At 53.7% G+C, this 17,840-nt stretch carries 18 protein-coding genes; 5 read left to right on the top strand and 13 right to left on the bottom strand.

The window, feature by feature from the left end; all coding sequences use genetic code 11:
• Positions 1-196: 196 nt before the first annotated feature.
• The 3 genes from COO92_RS19355 to COO92_RS19345 form a co-directional block, all read right to left on the bottom strand.
• On the bottom strand, positions 197-1,096 hold the full coding sequence (locus tag COO92_RS19355; RefSeq protein WP_101304610.1) for a DMT family transporter: 900 nt from the start codon (positions 1,094-1,096) through the stop codon (positions 197-199).
• A gap of 173 nt (positions 1,097-1,269) precedes the next feature.
• A complete protein-coding gene (locus COO92_RS19350) occupies positions 1,270-2,097 on the bottom strand; it encodes a substrate-binding periplasmic protein (RefSeq protein ID WP_101304609.1) in 828 nt (275 codons plus the stop codon).
• 102 nt (positions 2,098-2,199) lie between these two features.
• Positions 2,200-2,736 (bottom strand): gamma carbonic anhydrase family protein, encoded by a 537-nt coding sequence (locus COO92_RS19345; RefSeq protein ID WP_101304657.1) that lies wholly within the window; start codon positions 2,734-2,736, stop codon positions 2,200-2,202.
• 196 nt (positions 2,737-2,932) lie between these two features.
• Between COO92_RS19345 and COO92_RS19340 the strand changes: the two genes are divergently transcribed.
• Complete coding sequence (locus COO92_RS19340) at positions 2,933-3,778, top strand: substrate-binding periplasmic protein (RefSeq protein ID WP_165792407.1); 846 nt, start codon at positions 2,933-2,935, stop codon at positions 3,776-3,778.
• A 57-nt stretch (positions 3,779-3,835) separates the two neighbouring features.
• On the opposite strand, the gene COO92_RS19335 is transcribed toward COO92_RS19340, so the two are convergent.
• Positions 3,836-4,711, bottom strand: coding sequence for a DMT family transporter (locus COO92_RS19335; protein ID WP_101304607.1), 876 nt, complete (start codon positions 4,709-4,711; stop codon positions 3,836-3,838).
• A gap of 109 nt (positions 4,712-4,820) precedes the next feature.
• Here COO92_RS19335 and COO92_RS19330 point away from each other — a divergent pair, with 109 nt between their 5' ends.
• A complete protein-coding gene (locus COO92_RS19330) occupies positions 4,821-6,224 on the top strand; it encodes an aminotransferase-like domain-containing protein (protein WP_240626524.1) in 1,404 nt (467 codons plus the stop codon).
• Positions 6,225-6,298: 74 nt separating this feature from the next.
• On the opposite strand, the gene argC is transcribed toward COO92_RS19330, so the two are convergent.
• The 3 genes from argC to COO92_RS19315 form a co-directional block, all read right to left on the bottom strand.
• Positions 6,299-7,345: an N-acetyl-gamma-glutamyl-phosphate reductase gene (argC, locus tag COO92_RS19325; protein WP_101304606.1), complete on the bottom strand. Its 1,047-nt coding sequence runs from the start codon at positions 7,343-7,345 to the stop codon at positions 6,299-6,301.
• Positions 7,346-7,501: 156 nt separating this feature from the next.
• Positions 7,502-8,785, bottom strand: a complete 1,284-nt coding sequence (locus tag COO92_RS19320) for a hypothetical protein (protein WP_240626523.1) — start codon at positions 8,783-8,785, stop codon at positions 7,502-7,504.
• A 196-nt stretch (positions 8,786-8,981) separates the two neighbouring features.
• A complete protein-coding gene (locus COO92_RS19315) occupies positions 8,982-9,917 on the bottom strand; it encodes a LysR substrate-binding domain-containing protein (RefSeq protein ID WP_101304605.1) in 936 nt (311 codons plus the stop codon).
• A gap of 94 nt (positions 9,918-10,011) precedes the next feature.
• Between COO92_RS19315 and COO92_RS19310 the strand changes: the two genes are divergently transcribed.
• A complete protein-coding gene (locus COO92_RS19310) occupies positions 10,012-10,923 on the top strand; it encodes a PhzF family phenazine biosynthesis protein (protein ID WP_101304604.1) in 912 nt (303 codons plus the stop codon).
• Positions 10,924-11,014: 91 nt separating this feature from the next.
• On the opposite strand, the gene COO92_RS19305 is transcribed toward COO92_RS19310, so the two are convergent.
• A complete protein-coding gene (locus COO92_RS19305; protein WP_101304603.1) occupies positions 11,015-11,920 on the bottom strand; it encodes a GNAT family N-acetyltransferase in 906 nt (301 codons plus the stop codon).
• Positions 11,921-12,299: 379 nt separating this feature from the next.
• Here COO92_RS19305 and COO92_RS19300 point away from each other — a divergent pair, with 379 nt between their 5' ends.
• Entirely contained in the window at positions 12,300-13,463 is a 1,164-nt protein-coding gene (locus tag COO92_RS19300) for an alpha-hydroxy acid oxidase (protein ID WP_101304602.1), read from the top strand.
• 191 nt (positions 13,464-13,654) lie between these two features.
• Here COO92_RS19300 and rpsI read toward each other — a convergent pair whose 3' ends face one another.
• The 5 genes from rpsI to COO92_RS19275 all read right to left on the bottom strand — a co-directional run bounded on the left by rpsI (position 13,655) and on the right by COO92_RS19275 (position 16,821).
• On the bottom strand, positions 13,655-14,146 hold the full coding sequence (gene rpsI / locus COO92_RS19295) for a 30S ribosomal protein S9 (RefSeq protein ID WP_022730487.1): 492 nt from the start codon (positions 14,144-14,146) through the stop codon (positions 13,655-13,657).
• Entirely contained in the window at positions 14,146-14,613 is a 468-nt protein-coding gene (gene rplM / locus COO92_RS19290) for a 50S ribosomal protein L13 (RefSeq protein ID WP_101304601.1), read from the bottom strand. Before rplM ends, rpsI begins: the two co-directional genes overlap by 1 nt.
• A gap of 161 nt (positions 14,614-14,774) precedes the next feature.
• Positions 14,775-15,218 carry a PaaI family thioesterase gene (locus COO92_RS19285; protein WP_101304600.1) on the bottom strand — a complete coding sequence of 148 codons (444 nt, stop codon included), beginning with the start codon at positions 15,216-15,218 and terminating at the stop codon, positions 14,775-14,777.
• Positions 15,219-15,367: 149 nt separating this feature from the next.
• The gene (locus tag COO92_RS19280) at positions 15,368-15,655 is read right to left on the bottom strand and encodes a hypothetical protein (protein WP_101304599.1); all 288 of its coding nucleotides are present in this window, start codon (positions 15,653-15,655) and stop codon (positions 15,368-15,370) included.
• Between the two features lie 335 nt (positions 15,656-15,990).
• Positions 15,991-16,821, bottom strand: coding sequence for a hypothetical protein (locus tag COO92_RS19275; RefSeq protein ID WP_133125085.1), 831 nt, complete (start codon positions 16,819-16,821; stop codon positions 15,991-15,993).
• Between the two features lie 199 nt (positions 16,822-17,020).
• Here COO92_RS19275 and COO92_RS19270 point away from each other — a divergent pair, with 199 nt between their 5' ends.
• Entirely contained in the window at positions 17,021-17,815 is a 795-nt protein-coding gene (locus COO92_RS19270) for an enoyl-CoA hydratase (protein WP_101304597.1), read from the top strand.
• Positions 17,816-17,840 lie beyond the last annotated feature (25 nt).

The raw sequence follows: 17,840 nt of genomic DNA, 5'->3' as shown, positions 1-17,840 counted from the left end.
GCATTTTAAAACACGCATGGCGGGCACTTTTAACTTCTGCGAAACAGGGCGAAACAGTACATATCAGCATCGTAAATGATACTCATTTACACCCCAGATTTGCCCCCTGCCTTGATAAAAGTCAATGCATGCATCAACATCTTTCCATGGCAGGATAGCATCAGGCACATGCACCCGACATCAAGGCAGATTGCTTTTATACCGCAACGCGTGGGCGGCGGCGCATCATTGGCAACAGCTGCACACCAACGATTGCGGCCAAAATAACGCCGCAACCGGCATATTCCGCGGGTGCCAAACGTTCACCAAGGAACCACGCGCCCGCAATGGCGGCAAAAACCGCCTCGGCACTCATGATGATGGCGGCATCGGCGGCTTCGGTATAATTCTGGGCCACCGCCTGCAGGGTAAAGGCAATCCCGGCCGACATGATCCCGGCATAGAGGATTTCAAATCCGGCATTATAGATGTCGGCAAAACTGAACGTTTCGGTCATGGCTCCCATCGCCATCCCCAGAATACCGGTAATGAAAAACTGGGTTGCTGCGACCAAGGCCGGGGCGTTGGTACGATTGACCATCACACCGATCAAAACGACCTGTGCCGCCCAGAATACCGCACTGCCCATCACCCAGAAATCGCCCGAACCCAACGCCGAAAGGTTACCCCCGCTCAGCATATACGTGCCCAGAACGCACATCATCCCCCCCGGCCAAACCGACCAGTGCGGACGCGCCCGAAAAACGAAAAAGGCCAAAACCGGCACCATCGGCACATAAAACGCCGTCAGGAATGCCGCATTGGTCACGGTTGTCGAAATAATGCCGATTTGCTGCAGGATGCTGGCCAGATACATCGAAATGCCCGTGGCCACCAATCCAAACACATCAAGACGCGAAAGCGCCCCGCCACTGCGTTTGATTTTGCGCAGATCACGTAACGCAAACGGCAATACCGCCAATGTCCCCAACAGGAACCGCACACCCGTAAAATATTGCGGGCCGATGTTTTCCATACCGGTTTGCTGAACAACAAAGGTTGTGCCCCAGATCAGGGCGACAAAGACAATAACGGCGTTTGCCTGCCAACGAGTCATATCCCGGTTCCGTTTCCTGTGACCGGGCGTGGTGGCGCACGGTAAAGTTATATTATGAAGGGTTGCCGTCTTGCTACCGTATGACCAACCGACAGGCAAGCACATCGTGCCAATCACACCCACAATCGCATAAAACCTGAACATCCATGATCAGAGGCAATTGAGTTCAGCCCCTAGTTTCCCGACATTTCCGTCACCGCATCAATCCCGTAAAGTGCTTTATAGGCCTGCGTTTTAACGGCGGCATCAAGTGCGACATCGATGCGACCAACAAGTTCTTTCGAAACACTTTTTTTCGAATACATCAAATGAATTGGGTCTACGCCGAATTTAAACGGATGGGCCATTATCTGATCGGCAAACCCGACTTGATCCGCATATGCAAGGGTTATCGCAGGACTGCCGACCACCCCATCAATACGTCCATTCAACAGCAGATTAAGTCCGTGTTCGGCTTTGCTGACCTCAATCAGTTGCTTGTCCGCCCCCGGCATTTCCAGAAACGCTGCAAACAACGCGCCGCGATACGCCCCCCGAACATATCCAAGCTTCATATTATACAGAAAAATATCATCGACCGTTTGCAGCGGGAAACGCCCGATATCGCCTTTGCGAATAACCATTCCGGAAACCTCGTTCCGGTAGGGATGCGAAAACCGTGCAAACTCTTCACGCTCCGGGGTGATCGATGCGGACGGCAGAACATCAAGCTCGCCATTTTCAATACCGTGAAGCGCCCTTTTCCAAGGCATGAAGACAAACTCGAACCGACATCCCATTGATGATAAAATCTGGCGAATGAATTTGATATCAGTGCCAGATGGATCGCCATTGGCATTTTTCACACTGAATGGAAAATAGGTTTCCGCCACCCGCACAGTTAACGTTTGCCCACAGGAATCAGCCTGCGCAGGATATGCGGTCTGGGCGGTCGCCACACCACCGATCTGTGCGCCAACCAACAACCATGCGCCAAGCACAATGTGCCAGACAGTTCTCATTCATGTTCCCCTACAACGGCCAATCACACCCCATTTTTGCAGACGTATCACTTTGTTATGCGCGGACGATTTTGACGTTGTTTTCTGGCATGATCGATCATCTCAGTCATCTTGCCCAAGGTCGAGCGGAATAGACACCCGGTATTCCTGTGCAAGATCGGCATACCGATCAGCCGACACCTTAAAGAACTCAATTTCTTCCTGGGTCAGTTCGCGCACCTTACGGGCAGGAACACCAGCCCAAAGTTCACCAGCAGGAATACGTTTTCCCGGCGCCAGCAATGCGTTCGCGCCCAGCATCCCACCCTGCTCAATAACACAGCCATCCATCACGGTTGCCCCCATACCGACAAAGCTTCTGTCTTCAAGCGTGCAGGCATGAATGATTGCGGCATGTCCGATGGTGACATCATCGCCGATATATGTCCCGAATTTTCCCTTGGCGACATGAACCATCGTCAGGTCCTGAATGTTGGTGCGTGATCCAATGCGGATTTCATGCACGTCCCCGCGAATGACGCAGCCAAACCAGATGCCGGTTTCGGCCCCGATCTCCACATCACCAATGATTGTGGCATTGGGCGCAATAAAGGCGGTTTCGTCGATGGTGGGTTTAACCCCGCGATACGATAAACGCATGGTCACACGACCTTTCTTGAAATGGTGTTCGTTTTCAATGACGTTCCGGCTTAAGATCACAACCACACTGCCGTCACATACCTTGATATGCCAGTTTAAATTCTAATATGTGAAGTTGAAAATTTTTCTCTGAAAAATCCAGCACATGCACATTATCAAGACAAAACCTGCGTCATCCCAAATTACCGGAAAAACCGTGATTACAACATTGCGCAGGGCGTGCGCCATTGCCGTGTGCCTGCTGTTTTCCCATGCTGCTCTGGCCGACCACGACAATCAGGCACCTGTATCAGATGAGACAGGAACAATGATTGCCGCCTTTTCGGTATGGGAACCTTTTGCAATAGAAGATGACGACGGCGGGCGTCAGGGCATTGATCTGATGCTACTGCACGAAGTCGCAAACCGGCTCGGGCTGGAACTGAAATCCCAACCCTGCCCTTGGCGCCGATGCCTTAAGATGCTTGAACTTGGCGAGATCGACGTCCTGACAAGCTTTGCCTATTCCGACGAACGGGCGAAATTCGCCCAATATATTTATCCGCCCTATAGCCGGGTAAATCCGGTTTTCTATGTCAACAAGCAAAGCCCGGCATCGATCACGCAATATGCTGATTTGCGCGGACTTGCCATTGGTTCGGTGGTTGACTCGCGCTATTTCGAACCGTTCGATAGCGACACATCTCTTGAAAAATACGAAGCCGGTTCGGAAATCCTGATCCTTAGAATGCTCGAAGTTGGCCGGATCGACACCATCGTTGGGTCGGATGCCAACGCCGATTACCAAATTCGCAAGAACAACATGCAAGACAGCATCATCAAGGCCCCGTTTAGATCAGATGTTCACAATGACATCCACATGGCCCTGTCGCGCAAATCATCCCTGATCGCGCAGCAAGACCGCATCGAAAAAATCATGCGCGATCTGCACAAGGAAGGCTTCATACAGAAAATCCACGAACTCTATTGGCCGGATGTCATCCCGGTTGACCTGCCCCAACTTGACGAATTTCCAGTCACACCGCCGATATCAAGTGAATAAGAAAATATACGCTTCGCCCATGCCCTGGCGGCCAAACGCTTCTGACAACTAAACGCCTTAATGCGCAAATCTCTTTGCCCCGGCAACACAGGCCACCACCCCGACCGTCACGGCAATCATCGCCCAGCCAACCGGCTCCGCTAAAATAAGGGCTGCCAGCATCAAACCAAAAAACGGCTGAAGCAATTGCAATTGTCCGACTGCGGCAATTCCACCAACAGCCAGTCCACGATACCAAAAGAAAAACCCGATCAGCATGCTAAAGACCGAGACATAGCCAAGGCCAAACCAGGCGGGCATGCTGATCTCGGTAGAACTGTCTGGCATCATAACCGCACACAGGATCGCCATGGGAACCAGCGAGATCACCAATGCCCAGCAGATCACCTGCCAGCCACCCAGATGGCGCGACAATTTCCCGCCTTCGGCATAGCCCAGCCCGCAAACAACAATCGCACCCAGCATATAAAGGTCACCGCGCATCGCACCAGCATCACTGCCAATCGCGGCAAACCCGGCGACAAGCGCACTGCCAAGGATCGAAAACAGCCAAAACACCGCACGCGGTCGTTCCCCGCCGCGCAACAAACCAAAGATCGCCGTCGCCAGCGGCAACAACCCGATAAACACAATCGACCGCGCCGATGTAATATGCTCAAGCGCCAATGCCGTTAACAACGGAAAGCCGACCACCACCCCGAATGCCACCACCAAAAGCGATCCCCAGTCGGACCTCTGTGGCCGAGCGGTGCGGGTCATCAGCAAAATCACAAGTGCGATCATCCCGGCGATTGTCGCGCGCGCCACGGTCAGGAAAAGCGGATCAAAATCCATCACTGCAATCCGGGTTGCCGGAAGTGATCCACTAAAAATCAAAATCCCGATCAACCCGCTGAGCCAGCCACCCGTTGTCCGTTCCACTGCAATCGCCATCGTCGCCTCCGCTTGACTTGAAGACGTATCTTTCGCTTGCCTGTCGCGCGACCACCAGACACAATCAAATACAATTATACCAAACTGTATTGGTTACAGGAGCACTACAGTGACACTGGATCGGGCAGAAGCACCAACCGATGGCGGGACACTTGTCGCCCATGTCATGACCACAATCCGCAAGCGCATTGGCACACGCAATCTGTTGTCAGGGGATCGTTTGCCGTCGATCCGGGCCTTTGCCCAGCAAATGGGGGTGTCAAACTCCACCGTGGTCGAAGCATACGACCGGTTGGTCGCAGACGGCATCATTCAGTCACGGCGCGGATCGGGATTTTTTGTCTGTGCCCATACCGCCCCGCTCTCGATCACCCGCATCGGCCCCAAACTGGATCGCGCAATTGATCCGTTCTGGGTCTCACGCCAGTCGCTTGATGCGCGGCCCGACATGCTCAAGCCCGGCTGCGGCTGGCTTCCGGCAAGCTGGATGCCCGAAACATCGATCCGGCGTGCATTGCGCACATTGTCGCGCACCCGCACCGAAACCCTGACCGATTATGGAACGCCGCTCGGCCTTGCCCCGCTCCGTCAGTTGCTGTCACGGCGCATGGCGACATATGGCATTGATACCAGCCCCGATCAGGTCCTTTTGACCGATTCTGGGACACAGGCAATTGATATGCTCTGCCGGTTTCTAATCGAACCGGGCGATACTGTCCTGATTGATGATCCGTGTTATTTCAATTTTCAGGCGCTTTTGCGCGCCCACCGCGCCAATATCGTCGGCGTTCCCTTTACCGCGAATGGCCCCGATGTTGATGCCTTTGACCGCATCGTCAAGGACACAAAACCCCGTCTTTACATCACCAATTCCGGACTTCACAACCCAACCGGCGCATCCCTTTCGCCGATGGTTGCCCATCGCATTTTAAAAACCGTCGAACAGCACGACCTGATTGTGATTGAAGACGACATTTTTGCCGATTTTGAAAACACACCCGCCCCGCGTCTTGCGGCTCTTGGTGGGCTGGACCGGGTTATTCATATCGGCAGCTTTTCCAAAACCCTGTCCGCATCGGTGCGCTGTGGCTATATCGCCGCATCGCCTGACTGGATCGACGGGCTAACCGATCTTAAGATCGCCACCGGATTTTCCAGTGGCAACCTTGCCCCAGAACTGGTTTTGTCGATTTTAAAGGACGGCACCTATCGCAAGCATATGGATGCTTTGCGCACCCGCCTAGCAACGGCCATGACACGGGTGACGTCCCGATTGCAGTCGCTGGGGATCACCCCCGTCTCAACACCCGATGCGGGGATCTTTTTGTGGTGCAAACTGCCCGATGGCATGAATGCCGCCACGCTCGCACGCAATGCTCTTGCCGATGGTGTGGTGCTGGCACCCGGCAATGTTTTTAGCATCTCACAAACCGCCGATGATCTGATGCGGTTTAATGTGGCGCAATGCGACGATCCCAAACTGTTTGAAACCCTCAAACGCGCCATGGGCTAAACCATAAAAAAGCAGGCGCACCCGATGTGGATACGCCTGTTTTTTAATTGTATGAGGAAACCTTTTCCCGCCCCTTACGGGAACAGCGGCTCGATCTCAAGCCCCATGGTTTCGGGCAGGCCCAGCATCACATTCATGTTCTGCACCGCCTGACCAGATGCCCCTTTGACCAGATTATCCTCAACCGCGACAATGATCACGCGGCCCGGCACCCGGTCCTTGACGACGCCCATCAAAACGTAATTCGATCCGCGCACATGACGGGTTTGCGGCGTCACCCCAAATGGCAGGATGCGGACAAACGGCTCGTCGGCATAGCGTTTGGCAAGGGCGGCCTGAATGTCCTCGGCGGTCGTCCCATCGGTCATTTTGACATAGATGGATTCCAAAATACCGCGGCTCATTGGCATCAGATGCGGGGAAAAGTTGACGACTACGTCGCTTCCCGATGCCCATGCAAGCCCCTGCTCAATCTCGGGCGCATGACGATGCCCGCCCGTACCATAGGCATGAATGCCTTCGGTCACTTCGGCAAACAGGGTCATTTCCTTGGGCGAACGACCCGCCCCCGTCACACCGGATTTGGCATCAATGATGATGTCATCGGCATGCACCAACTTGCTTTCCAAAAGCGGGGTTAACGCCAATTGCACCGGGGTTGGATAACAGCCCGGATTGGCCACAACGCGGGCTTTTTTGATCTTTTCACGGTGCAGTTCGGTCAGGCCGTAAACAACCTCTTTCTGCAAATCCTGTGCGGCATGTTCCGCGCCATACCATTCCTGATAGGTCGCCGGATCAAACAAACGGAAATCCGCTGACAGATCGACAACTTTGACGTGATCTGGCAATCCGGCGATCACTTCCTGTGTCGTACCATGGGGCAGCGCACAGAAAATCAGGTCCACGGTTGACCAGTCGGCATCTTCGATCTTGATCATGGTTGGCAGGTTGATATGGGCAAGATGGGGGAAAACTTCCCCGAACGGACGTCCGGCGCGTCGGTCTGCGGTCAGCAATGTGATGATCGAAGCTTCATGGTGCGCAAGAATACGAACCAATTCCGCCCCGGTATATCCGCTGGCACCGAGAATTCCGACCTTGACCTTAACGTCACTCATTTCAAATCTTGCTCCTAAAGGCGTGCCCCAAAGTATATCAGGGCCTTAATAACGAGCGGATGTTGGCAAACAAGCCCCGGAGATGCAAGCATTTAGGCGACAAATATCCCTGACATCCGCGTAACCCTCCATGCAAGAATGACATGGATCACCCGACTATGGACGTCGTGCGCTCCGAACTGTCGATGGACAGGCGCGTTTGTCTTCGGGCAGCACGGTATAGAACTTTTCGATTTTCTCGTATCCCGTCGGGGCAGCAACCGGATAGCTAGCGACTTGGCGTTGATCCGACAGGCCAAAATCACTGGCTTTCAGCCCTGATCGTTGTTGCCACATGCGGCGATGGGCGTCTGATAAAATAACGTCCGGGTCATCAATCAGGAAAATCGCATCGCGCGCCAGCCGGTCATTGTATTTATGATGGGTCGGCAACCACGCGGCCAACTGTTTGCGAAGTTCCCCCGGACTGGGAAGGTTGCGGGTTCGGGTGGCAAAGCTTGTCATGCGATCAACAAGCTGGCTGATATCGCCCGGCGGTACTGATCCATGGGTTGCCCGATCAATGAAAAACGCCAGATCAATTTCAGTTGGATCGCGCTTGATGATCGGGCGGAGTGCCCCGTACAGCTTAAAAAACCGGGCGATTTTGCCGCCATCGGCATTGGCCGCGTCATAGACTTGACGATAGGCACGTTGTACTTCCTCGCGTGCGCCATATTCGGCGAAACGGCGCTTGAAATCTTCACGTTGCGCTGTATCAATCCAGATCGAACACAGGATATCAAAGGCCGCATCGTTATTGCCCAGTGCCAGCCTGTGCATGTCCTCGGTCAGTGGTCCGAATACGGATTGCAGCAACCCCGGATTGGCCCGTTCGGTGGCAAAGATAATCTGCTGTATTTCCGCCCCGGCCCCGGCGGTTGCCCCACGCGGCCCCCATGTCAAATAGGCGCGCGGATCATTTGTATGACAATATGGATCGCCTTCAAGGAACCGCTTGCCGCTGCGCGGGTTTTTCGACTGACAGAAGTTAAACTGGATGACGTCATAATCTGTCCCCTCAAGCGCAAAGGTCAGCTGATTGGCGCGCTCAATCGCATCGGGTGGCGATATGTCGGCGGGCATCAACAACCGCCAAAGCCCGACCGTGATCGCACCATACTGCTCTGCGCCAACAGCGGCCCGCACCGCTGAATTCAGGCAGGGTTGAAGATCAACAATCGCTTGGCGGGTTTTCGCCCCGACAATACCATCAGCCTTGCCATAGACCGCAACAGGACCATCTTTGCACCGCGCGGCTTCGACAAACAGCTTGCGCTGAAACCCCGATACCGACCCATAACGTCCCAGTGTCAGGGCGCGGTTTTCAAACCGATACAACACCTGATCAAGATTGTCCGCCTGCGCTGTACCGGCCCCCGTGACCCAGATCGCAAACATAACCGATCCCGCCAGCACCAAAACATATGTTGGCAGAAACGAAAGGCGACGGGACCAATGTAAAAGATGGTGTTTCAGGACGCCCTCAATCAAGCAGGAAATTTCAGCGCAAAAGCATCATCAAGCTTAACCGGGCTTACCGGCCACGCCAAGCCGTTGCCTCTAACGCAGCAGGTAACTTGTTCGTCTTTAACCGTCAGTCGATTGGTAAGTGCGGACTCGTGATGGATTGAATTTCTGTCTTGATCCACTGATGTAACGTTTCAAACCGGTTTGTTTGCGCAAAACTGGGTGAACAAACCAGCCAATATGCCGATTGCATCCGGACTGCCGGGCCGATTGGCTTAAGGTGCCCCGCCTTGATATCCCCCTCGATCAAAAGGGTTCTTCCCAATCCCACCCCCATGCCGCCGATGGCCGCCTGAAGCATCAAATCGGCGCGATCAAATTGGCCGCCCGGCATGATACTGTCGCGGTCCAACCCGCCATTGGATAGATAGTAATCCCAACTAAATTCCGAGCCATCCATTTCGCCGCGCCGGTCGGCAAGAAAGACTGTATCTGGGTGGCTCAAAAGCGTTTCAGGTGCAGGGTTATGTTCAAGATATTTGGGACTTGCGACAGGCTGCAACCAGCACTGCGCAAGATGAGATGAATGCAAACCGGGATACGGGCCCCGGCCAAACCGGATCGCGGCATCGGCCTCATTTGCCTGAAATTCGATGGCCTGCTCATTGACATCGACCGAAATATTCAGGCCCATTGCCCGGGCATTCGGCAATATCGGGATGAACCATTTCATCGCCAGCGACGACGGCATGGAAAGATGGATTAGGTTGGTCGACTGGACACGATCAAGCTTATCAAGTGCCCGATCCCACCCCGCAACGCTTTCGCGTGCCGCCCCACAAAGGATCCCGCCAATTTCGGTGAGCCGCAGACTGCGTGTGGTGCGATCAAACAGCGTATGACCAAGCGCCTCTTCAAGCGACCTTGCCCGATGGCTCACCGCCGACTGGTCGACGTTCAGTCGCTCAGCCGCCTTGGTGAAACTCATCTCCTCGCCAATGGCGGCCAGCATCGGCGCAGCTTGCATGAGCTTTGCGATGGTTTGTTTTCGATCAACACTCATGAATTCATCTCATGTATTTATGAGTACCCTGCCACAAGATCATACCTTAAACAGGCAATAAAGATAACTTATCTCTGACATTCCGGACAATAACATGAAACAGACTCACGCAAATACACAAACGATCACCGCCCAAGTCGTCAACGCCTTTGTCACCGGCAACGTTGGTGGCAACCCGGCGGCGGTCGTACTCGATGCCGACAATCTGAGCGATGCGGACATGCTGCGAATTGCGGCCAAGGTTGGCCTGTCTGAAACGGCATTTGTTTCGAAATCAAAGACACAGGCCTTTAAGCTTGATTTCTTTACGCCAAATCGCCGCATTGCCCATTGCGGCCACGCGACCATCGCGACCTTTTCCTACCTTGCCAAACTGGGACGCGTTTCCGAGGGGGAAACATCAAAGGAAACCGTTGATGGTCCACGCAAAATCGTCATTAAAAACGGTGCGGCCTATATGGAACAGCTTGGCCCCAGCTACCGCATGCCAAGTGATTGGGCCGACGACGGCGTCACTGCGGCTGACGCTTTGAAATCACTTGGGATTAAGGAACTCGATCTCGCACAAAACGTCAGTCCGGTTCTTGTCAACACCGGCAATAATTTTATCGTCGTTGCCGTGAAAGACGGCGCAACCCTTCGCAACCTGAAACCGGACTTTGACCTTATCTCGGACATCAGTGAGAAACTCGATCTTGTCGGATATTACGTTTTCACAACCGACAGGGACGCAACGGACAAGGATGCCACAACCCGGATGTTCGCCCCGCGCTATGGCATTGAGGAAGAATCCGCAACCGGCATGGCCGCAGGACCGCTCGCCTGTGTCCTGCACGACCATTTAAACATCAACAAAGAAACTCTGGTGATTGAGCAAGGCCGTTTTATGACCCCGGCATCCCCAAGCCTTATTACAGTGGAACTCACCGTTGAAAACGGCAAAATCCTTGGCTTGATGGCCGGTGGTCACGGCAAGGTATCAGAAAGCCTTACCATCGACTTTTAAACAAAACCGCCCCTGCCAGCAGAACAACAATACTGGCAGGGGCGAAATATATTGGCATCGATGTCAAAACGGGCACGACAGCCAACCTTGATCAAAAGGCGAGCTGTGGTTCCAAATGACCGTCAATTTTAACAGGGCATCCAAGCAACGCCAGGCGATAGCGGCCGATTTTGGCAAATCCAAGCGCCTCATAAGCCTTTGCCGCCGCTTCACTGTCGGTTGACAGGATGGCGTGCTTTACCCCGTTGGATCGCGCCGCCAACAGAGTTTTGGCGACCAGAATACGGGCGTAGCCATTGGATCGCTGCTCGACCGGCGTCCAGACAGGACCAACCTGCACCATCTCAGGCAGTTGGGCGTTAAACCCCGAAAGACTAACGGGCTTTCCATCGACAATCAGCCCCCACATGGTGCGCGCATCAAGCGCATGCACCAGTCGCGATGCGATCTTACTGTCAAGCAACGGGGTATCTTGTGCGCCAAGCGCCTCAATCTCGTAGGCGCGCAACCAGCGCAGCAAAGTGCTGCGATCCAGTTTTTCCGCATCGACCATCTGAAACCCATCAGCCCGGACATTTACCGGGACAATCAGATCAGCCAGATCAAGCGCATAGAGCACATCAGATGCATTAATCGCAAAATTCGCATCGCCAAGGCCAAGCTGATCAATCATGTCGGCGGCCTGATCGGCATCACCAAAGATACCCGCCACCGGGTGCGGGATTTCGGAACGGAATGCCTTGGTCAAGGCGTGCGGAATCGTTGCTTTCTCCCCGGCCTGAACAAACACATTGCCATTACCAAACTGCGAAACAATCGCCGAGACGTGTCCCGCTTCGGAAACTTCCCCGAAGTATGTGCCAGAAAGCGGATGACGGCGTCGCTCAATACCCGCAGTTCGCAAATTCCCGCGCAGAACCATGCTGGTCGCTGCATGATTGGCAAGGAAGGCGTTTGCGGCATCAAAATCGGCGTCGTGCAGCTTTCTGTACTGCATATCGGGGGTCCCTTTCTTTGGGGTTCAGGTCGTTGCCAACCTTTGGAATTGGCACAAAAAAAGACCGCTCCATTAGCGGCCCTTCACAAATAACGGGGAAATCCAACAGAGGTTCAAAAGTTATGTTTTGAAAATTCGTCGCATATTTCCCACCATCGGAACTCACCTTAAATTCAGAAATTATCTCTTTGAACTTTTGTTCTTATCACAACCTGCAGAATTTCCGATCCTTGTTTTTAAAATTCTTTCCCAACAAGAACATCGTCCCGTTTCCAACATGCGAAAACGGTCAGCAAGAAGCTGATTTTCAATTCGGTTTGCGATAACCTATGAAACTGGTATTACCATTACCGAGCATATTTTATTCGGAGTTGACCTCATGCCAGTGATTACCTGCGTCGAAGACCTGAAACGTATCTATAAACGGCGCACGCCGCGCATGTTCTACGATTACGCAGAATCCGGAAGCTGGACCGAGCAGACATTCCGTGAAAACACGACTGACTTTCAGGATATTCACCTGCGTCAGCGGGTGGCAATGAATATGGCCGGACGGTCAACCCAAAGCCAGATGATCGGTCAGGATGTCTCTATGCCTGTCGCGCTTGCGCCTGTCGGACTGACCGGAATGCAATGCGCAGACGGCGAGATAAAGGCCGCCCGTGCGGCTGAAAAGTTCGGCGTACCCTACACTTTGTCGACCATGTCGATCTGCTCGATCGAAGATGTCGCCGAACATACGTCCAGTCCATTCTGGCTGCAGGTTTACACGCTCAAAGATGACGACTTCATGAAGCGCCTGTTTGACCGGGCGAAAGCGGCCAAGTGCTCGGCAGCTGTCATCACCGTGGATCTTCAGATGCTGGGACAGCGACACAAGGATTTGAAAAACGGTTTGTCAGCCCCACCCAAATTGACCGCGAAATCCGTCGCGAACATGATGACAAAGGTACAGTGGGGCTTGGGCATGCTTGGCACCAAGCGACGTTTCTTTGGCAATATTGTCGGACACGCCAAGGGCGTTGGCGACCCTTCATCACTGAGCACCTGGACGGCAGAATCTTTCGACCAAGCACTTGACTGGAACCGTATTCGCGAGTTCCGGAAAATGTGGGATGGACCGTTGATCATCAAGGGGATCATTGATCCACGCGATGCGCTGGAGGCGCTGAATGTCGGCGCGGATGCCATCATCGTGTCCAACCATGGCGGGCGCCAGCTGGATGGCGCCTTGTCCTCCATTCGTGCATTGCCGGCCATCATGGATGCGGTCGGCGACAAGATTGAGGTCCATCTCGATAGTGGCATTCGCTCTGGCCAGGATGTTCTAAAGGCGCTCGCCCTGGGGGCAAAGGGCACCTATATCGGCCGAGCATACATCTATGGTCTGGGTGCGATGGGCGAAGCCGGCGTCACCAAGGCGCTCGAGCTCATTCACAAGGAACTTGAGGTTTCCATGGCGCTGTGCGGACATACTGACGTGACCAAGGTCGATCGCGACATTCTGATGGTCCCGCGCGATTTTTCTGACCGCTGGCAGTAACGCAGCAGACACCGTTACGTCTCTCAAAATCAAACAAAAAAGCGGCGTCTTTCACCTGAAAAGACGCCGCTTTTTTATTGGCTTTGCCGACAGGCAAAATCACGCCCGACTGAACACCCACAAACAGAAAAAGCGCCACTCGAAAGTGACGCTTTTCCAATAAAATGTTGGGCGTGCTGCCCGGAAACGAATTAACGTTTCGAGAACTGGAAGCTACGACGCGCTTTTGCACGACCGTATTTTTTACGTTCGACTGCACGTGAGTCACGGGTAAGGAACCCACCAGCTTTAAGCGACGGACGCAGTGCCGGCTCAAAGGAGGTCAGTGCACGTGAGATACCGTGACGAACCGCACCGGCCTGACCAGAAAGGCCACCACCGTTAACGGTGCAAACAACGTCAAACTGATCTTTACGATCGGTGACGGTGAACGGCTGGTTGATCACCATGCGCAGAACCGGACGACCGAAGTAATCTTCGAATTCGCGGCCATTGACGGTGACTTTGCCTGAGCCCGGTTTAATCCAGACACGTGCAATTGCGTTCTTACGACGGCCAGTTGCATAGGAACGGCCCTGTGCGTCGATCTTTGGTTCCGGCAGGGTGCCTTCTGCAGCTGCAGAAACGGTTTCGCCGCCCTGTGCCAGATCCTTGAGATCTTCAAGAGTTTTAGTTTCGGCCATTACTTAGCACTCCGCTTATTCTTTTCGTTCATAGCCGCAACGTCGAGGACTTCCGGCTTCTGAGCGTCATGCGGATGCTCGGTGCCTGCATAGACGTGCAACTTGGAAAGAACCTGGCTGCGCAGCGGGCCACGGGACATCATACGCTCAACAGCTTTGATGATCACGCGTTCCGGATGCTCACCGTTCAGGAGCTTGTCCATGGTGCGTTCTTTGATACCGCCCGGATAACCGGTGTGCCAATAGAACTTCTTGTTCTGAAGTTTACGGCCGGTAAGTTTGATTTTTTCAGCATTGACGATGACGATATGATCGCCACAATCCATGTGCGGGGTAAACATCGCTTTGTGCTTACCACGAAGACGATTGGCAACAACAGCAGCAAGGCGGCCAAGGACGACGTCTTCGGCGTCGACCACGAACCATTTGCGCTCAATGTCGCTCGGTGTCGCAGAGAAGGTTTTCATTATTTCTATACTCGAAAACTGGGTTCCACGGAGGGAATGGTCCCTCGTTGAAAGTCGGCGCATTATGCCAGTATTCAACAGGAAAACAACAGGAATATTTCGTTTTAAATCAATAAGTTAAATAACGAGGTATTATTTTACCACACTATTTTATCCGGTTTTTACGCCGGTGGCATCGCATAGGTGCCAATCACATGCGCGCACAGGCTGTCATCGACAGCAGACCTTATATGGCATTCCGCAATCAAAAGCCGCCTGCCCGCCTTAAGGATTTTGGCTTCGGCAATCAAATCGCCGGGCTTGGCCCCTGACAGGAAATGCACCGTCGCCTCGGTCGTTACCGCCAGATCGGCCTTGGGCACGACCAGCCACGCCACGGCATAAAGCGCAATATCGGCCAGCGCAAAAATCGCCGGGCCGGTCACGACATTGCCCGGACGTAAATACCGTTCGTTAAACGGCAAACGCAACGTGGCGCTATCATCGGTCAACCGTTCAGTGATCACCCCCATGTCCCCGACAAACGGCACTTTTTCACGCATGATGGCATCGAAATCGGCTGGCGTGATACCGGAACCTGCCGGAAAGGTCTGGGTGTGGGTCATTGGATCGTCTCCCTGCTGTGCTGTCTTGTTTGATACAGCATCTTTCATCATCAACCGGAAGACTGACATAACGTTTACGTTAACGTCAATATTTACAGGCACGCATTGCCTAACCTACGACCAAAGCACAACGCCCGCTGGACGGTACATTAATCCATCACAATACGGGCCATATCGGTATAGATCGTGGCAACAACACACAGAATGACAATCGCAACAATTGATGTTGCCCCGATCTTTGGAAGGTTGGCGCGCATCCATTCCCCCACCGATATCGACGGTCCGGTGTTCCGGTTACGCCGAAATCGGGCCCGGATCGGTCCACGCGTAACATCGACCACAGGTTTATCGACTTCATCATTGGATACCCAATGATGGCGGTTTTCGGGAAGATATACCGGACGGCGGTCTTCCTGACCTTTTACATCACTTGTCATAGCGACTTTACAGCGTCACACGCTGCCTCCGAACCAAGGGTTAACTCGCCCCCTCATCCCGGCCAAATTGTTTAGGCGGCCCGGATCACGAATGTTCACACATCCCCGCCCCATAATGTCCCAAGATCGCACGTAGTCTTTTTATATGGCAGGCTTTTCAGATGATCATAGGCCATGCCCCAAACATGCCTGACGTCTGCCACTGATGTTACGGCCCATCGACAACATTGATTGTCCAATGGGTCAACCGCCCATGCCAAATATCTTGCTTCGGCGCGAAACGGTTTAATATTCTATGACTGTATATGGTAATTACGGCAGGCAATGGGCAGTGTTTACTTAGCCAAAATCGCCGAGAACTGATTAAGCGTCAGAACCAGAACATAGCCAATACCAACAGCCGCAACCATATAGGCCGCGATCTTTGGCAGGACCTTGTTCCAGTTGATCGGTGCACCACCAGCAGATTTCCGCTTGGACCGCCGTGTCCCTGATTTGGGTTTTGCCGCACCGGCCCCGGTCATGCCGGGTGTGTTTTTACCCCCATCACGCGCCACCCAACTGGACGAATTATCTGGCAGATCAATGCGTGATTTTGTCTCTTCGGCCGATTTAAGATCATCCACCCGCCCCTTGATCGGGGCATCGTCGCCCCGCATGTGATCAAGCAATGTCGGGCCACCATCCAGACTGTCGATATAATCCTGATAGGCGTTGTTTTCGCTCGCCGTCTGCGCGTTGCCCGCTGTGCCGCCGTTTACGGGTGCCGCCTGATGAAGCTTTTGCGCCACACCACCCTGTACATGAACATGGCGCGATGGTTTGGCTGTTGATGCATTACTGGCGGCTTTGGCCGGTGCAAGCGGTGCGTTGTTCACCTTCGCCAGCGGGGCTGGCTTCGGGCCTGTCATAACATGGCTGTGAACGTCGCGCACTTCATCTGGATCAATTTCAGGGATATCCCCCTCTTCGTCCTCGCTGACTAGGGGTTTGGGCATAAGGTACGCGGGCACGTCGAATCCATTACGCAACAAACGTGCACGGGCGTCTGCACGATACCGTTCAAGATCGCGCTCCATTGCGTCTTTCCGGTCAAACCGCTTGATCGGTGTCGCTGCCACCGGCGCTTTGGGCCTGCGGGTTTCGATAATGGTCTTGGTCGTCACAAAACGACCTGGGGCCCGCCCCGGCTTCCGCATTTGATCTTTGCTCATCCACAACCACTCGCCTGATATGGCAGCAAGCCACCCCAACATGGCGTCCTGCAGGGTTTTATTTTTTTCCTGTTACGTACAATTCTACTACGACAATATGTATAAGAAAATAAGAATTACCGCTTGAGTGCGGTTGATAGGGAGTACACCAATGGTTGATGAACGCATCGAAACGCCACTTGCCACCCGACACGATCAAGACGGTGTTGCCACCGTAACCCTGACCAACCCGGGACGCCGAAACGCACTTTCCTGCGCGATGATGAAATCCTTGCACGATATTTTCGACGCCATCGCCACAGATCGCGATATCCGCTGCGTTATTCTGGCCGCCGAAGGGCCGGTCTTTTGTGCGGGTCATGACTTAAAGGAAATGAACGGGATTTCGGACTGCGACAAACACGCCGCCCTGTTTTCCCAATGCAGTGATTTGATGATGCGGATCGTCACCCTGCCCCAACCGGTCATTGCCAAGGTGCATGGCATGGCAACCGCAGCCGGATGTCAGCTTGTCGCCAGTTGCGACCTTGCGGTTGCCGGCACATCGGCAAAATTCGCCACACCGGGGGTCAATATCGGGCTGTTTTGCTCGACCCCGATGGTCGCCCTTAGCCGCAACATTTCACGTAAACACGCCATGCGCATGTTGCTGACCGGCGATCCGATCAATGCAGAGACCGCCCTTTCCATGGGGCTGGTATCAGACGTCGCCGCGGATGACGATCTTGACGTTGCCACCACAACACTGGCGCGCGGCATTGCTGCACGGTCGGGCATGACGGTTCAAACCGGCAAGCAGGCGTTCTACAAGCAACTCGAAATGCCGCTGTCGGATGCCTATGCCTATGCATCAAGCGTCATGACAGGCAACATGCAAAAACACGATGCGCGCGAAGGAATCGGCGCCTTTGTTGAAAAACGCCATCCGACATGGCGTCATGAATAGCCGGTCCATCATCATCAGATAAGAA

The organism is Thalassospira lohafexi (assembly GCF_002844275.1).
In the GTDB taxonomy this organism is placed as follows: domain Bacteria; phylum Pseudomonadota; class Alphaproteobacteria; order Rhodospirillales; family Thalassospiraceae; genus Thalassospira; species Thalassospira lohafexi.
The sequence above is the reverse complement of the archived record's forward strand: the minus strand, read 5'-3'. Positions and strand labels throughout refer to the sequence as shown.

Coding starts and splice junctions, on each gene's coding strand:
- COO92_RS19355 (WP_101304610.1), bottom strand. CDS start 1,096: ATGACTCGTTGGCAGGCAAACGCCGTTATTGTCTTTGTCGCCCTGATC.
- COO92_RS19350 (WP_101304609.1), bottom strand. CDS start 2,097: ATGAGAACTGTCTGGCACATTGTGCTTGGCGCATGGTTGTTGGTTGGC.
- COO92_RS19345 (WP_101304657.1), bottom strand. CDS start 2,736: ATGCGTTTATCGTATCGCGGGGTTAAACCCACCATCGACGAAACCGCC.
- COO92_RS19335 (WP_101304607.1), bottom strand. CDS start 4,711: ATGGCGATTGCAGTGGAACGGACAACGGGTGGCTGGCTCAGCGGGTTG.
- argC (WP_101304606.1), bottom strand. CDS start 7,345: ATGAGTGACGTTAAGGTCAAGGTCGGAATTCTCGGTGCCAGCGGATAT.
- COO92_RS19320 (WP_240626523.1), bottom strand. CDS start 8,785: ATGTTTGCGATCTGGGTCACGGGGGCCGGTACAGCGCAGGCGGACAAT.
- COO92_RS19315 (WP_101304605.1), bottom strand. CDS start 9,917: ATGAGTGTTGATCGAAAACAAACCATCGCAAAGCTCATGCAAGCTGCG.
- COO92_RS19310 (WP_101304604.1), top strand. CDS start 10,012: ATGAAACAGACTCACGCAAATACACAAACGATCACCGCCCAAGTCGTC.
- COO92_RS19305 (WP_101304603.1), bottom strand. CDS start 11,920: ATGCAGTACAGAAAGCTGCACGACGCCGATTTTGATGCCGCAAACGCC.
- COO92_RS19300 (WP_101304602.1), top strand. CDS start 12,300: ATGCCAGTGATTACCTGCGTCGAAGACCTGAAACGTATCTATAAACGG.
- rpsI (WP_022730487.1), bottom strand. CDS start 14,146: ATGGCCGAAACTAAAACTCTTGAAGATCTCAAGGATCTGGCACAGGGC.
- rplM (WP_101304601.1), bottom strand. CDS start 14,613: ATGAAAACCTTCTCTGCGACACCGAGCGACATTGAGCGCAAATGGTTC.
- COO92_RS19285 (WP_101304600.1), bottom strand. CDS start 15,218: ATGACCCACACCCAGACCTTTCCGGCAGGTTCCGGTATCACGCCAGCC.
- COO92_RS19280 (WP_101304599.1), bottom strand. CDS start 15,655: ATGACAAGTGATGTAAAAGGTCAGGAAGACCGCCGTCCGGTATATCTT.
- COO92_RS19270 (WP_101304597.1), top strand. CDS start 17,021: ATGGTTGATGAACGCATCGAAACGCCACTTGCCACCCGACACGATCAA.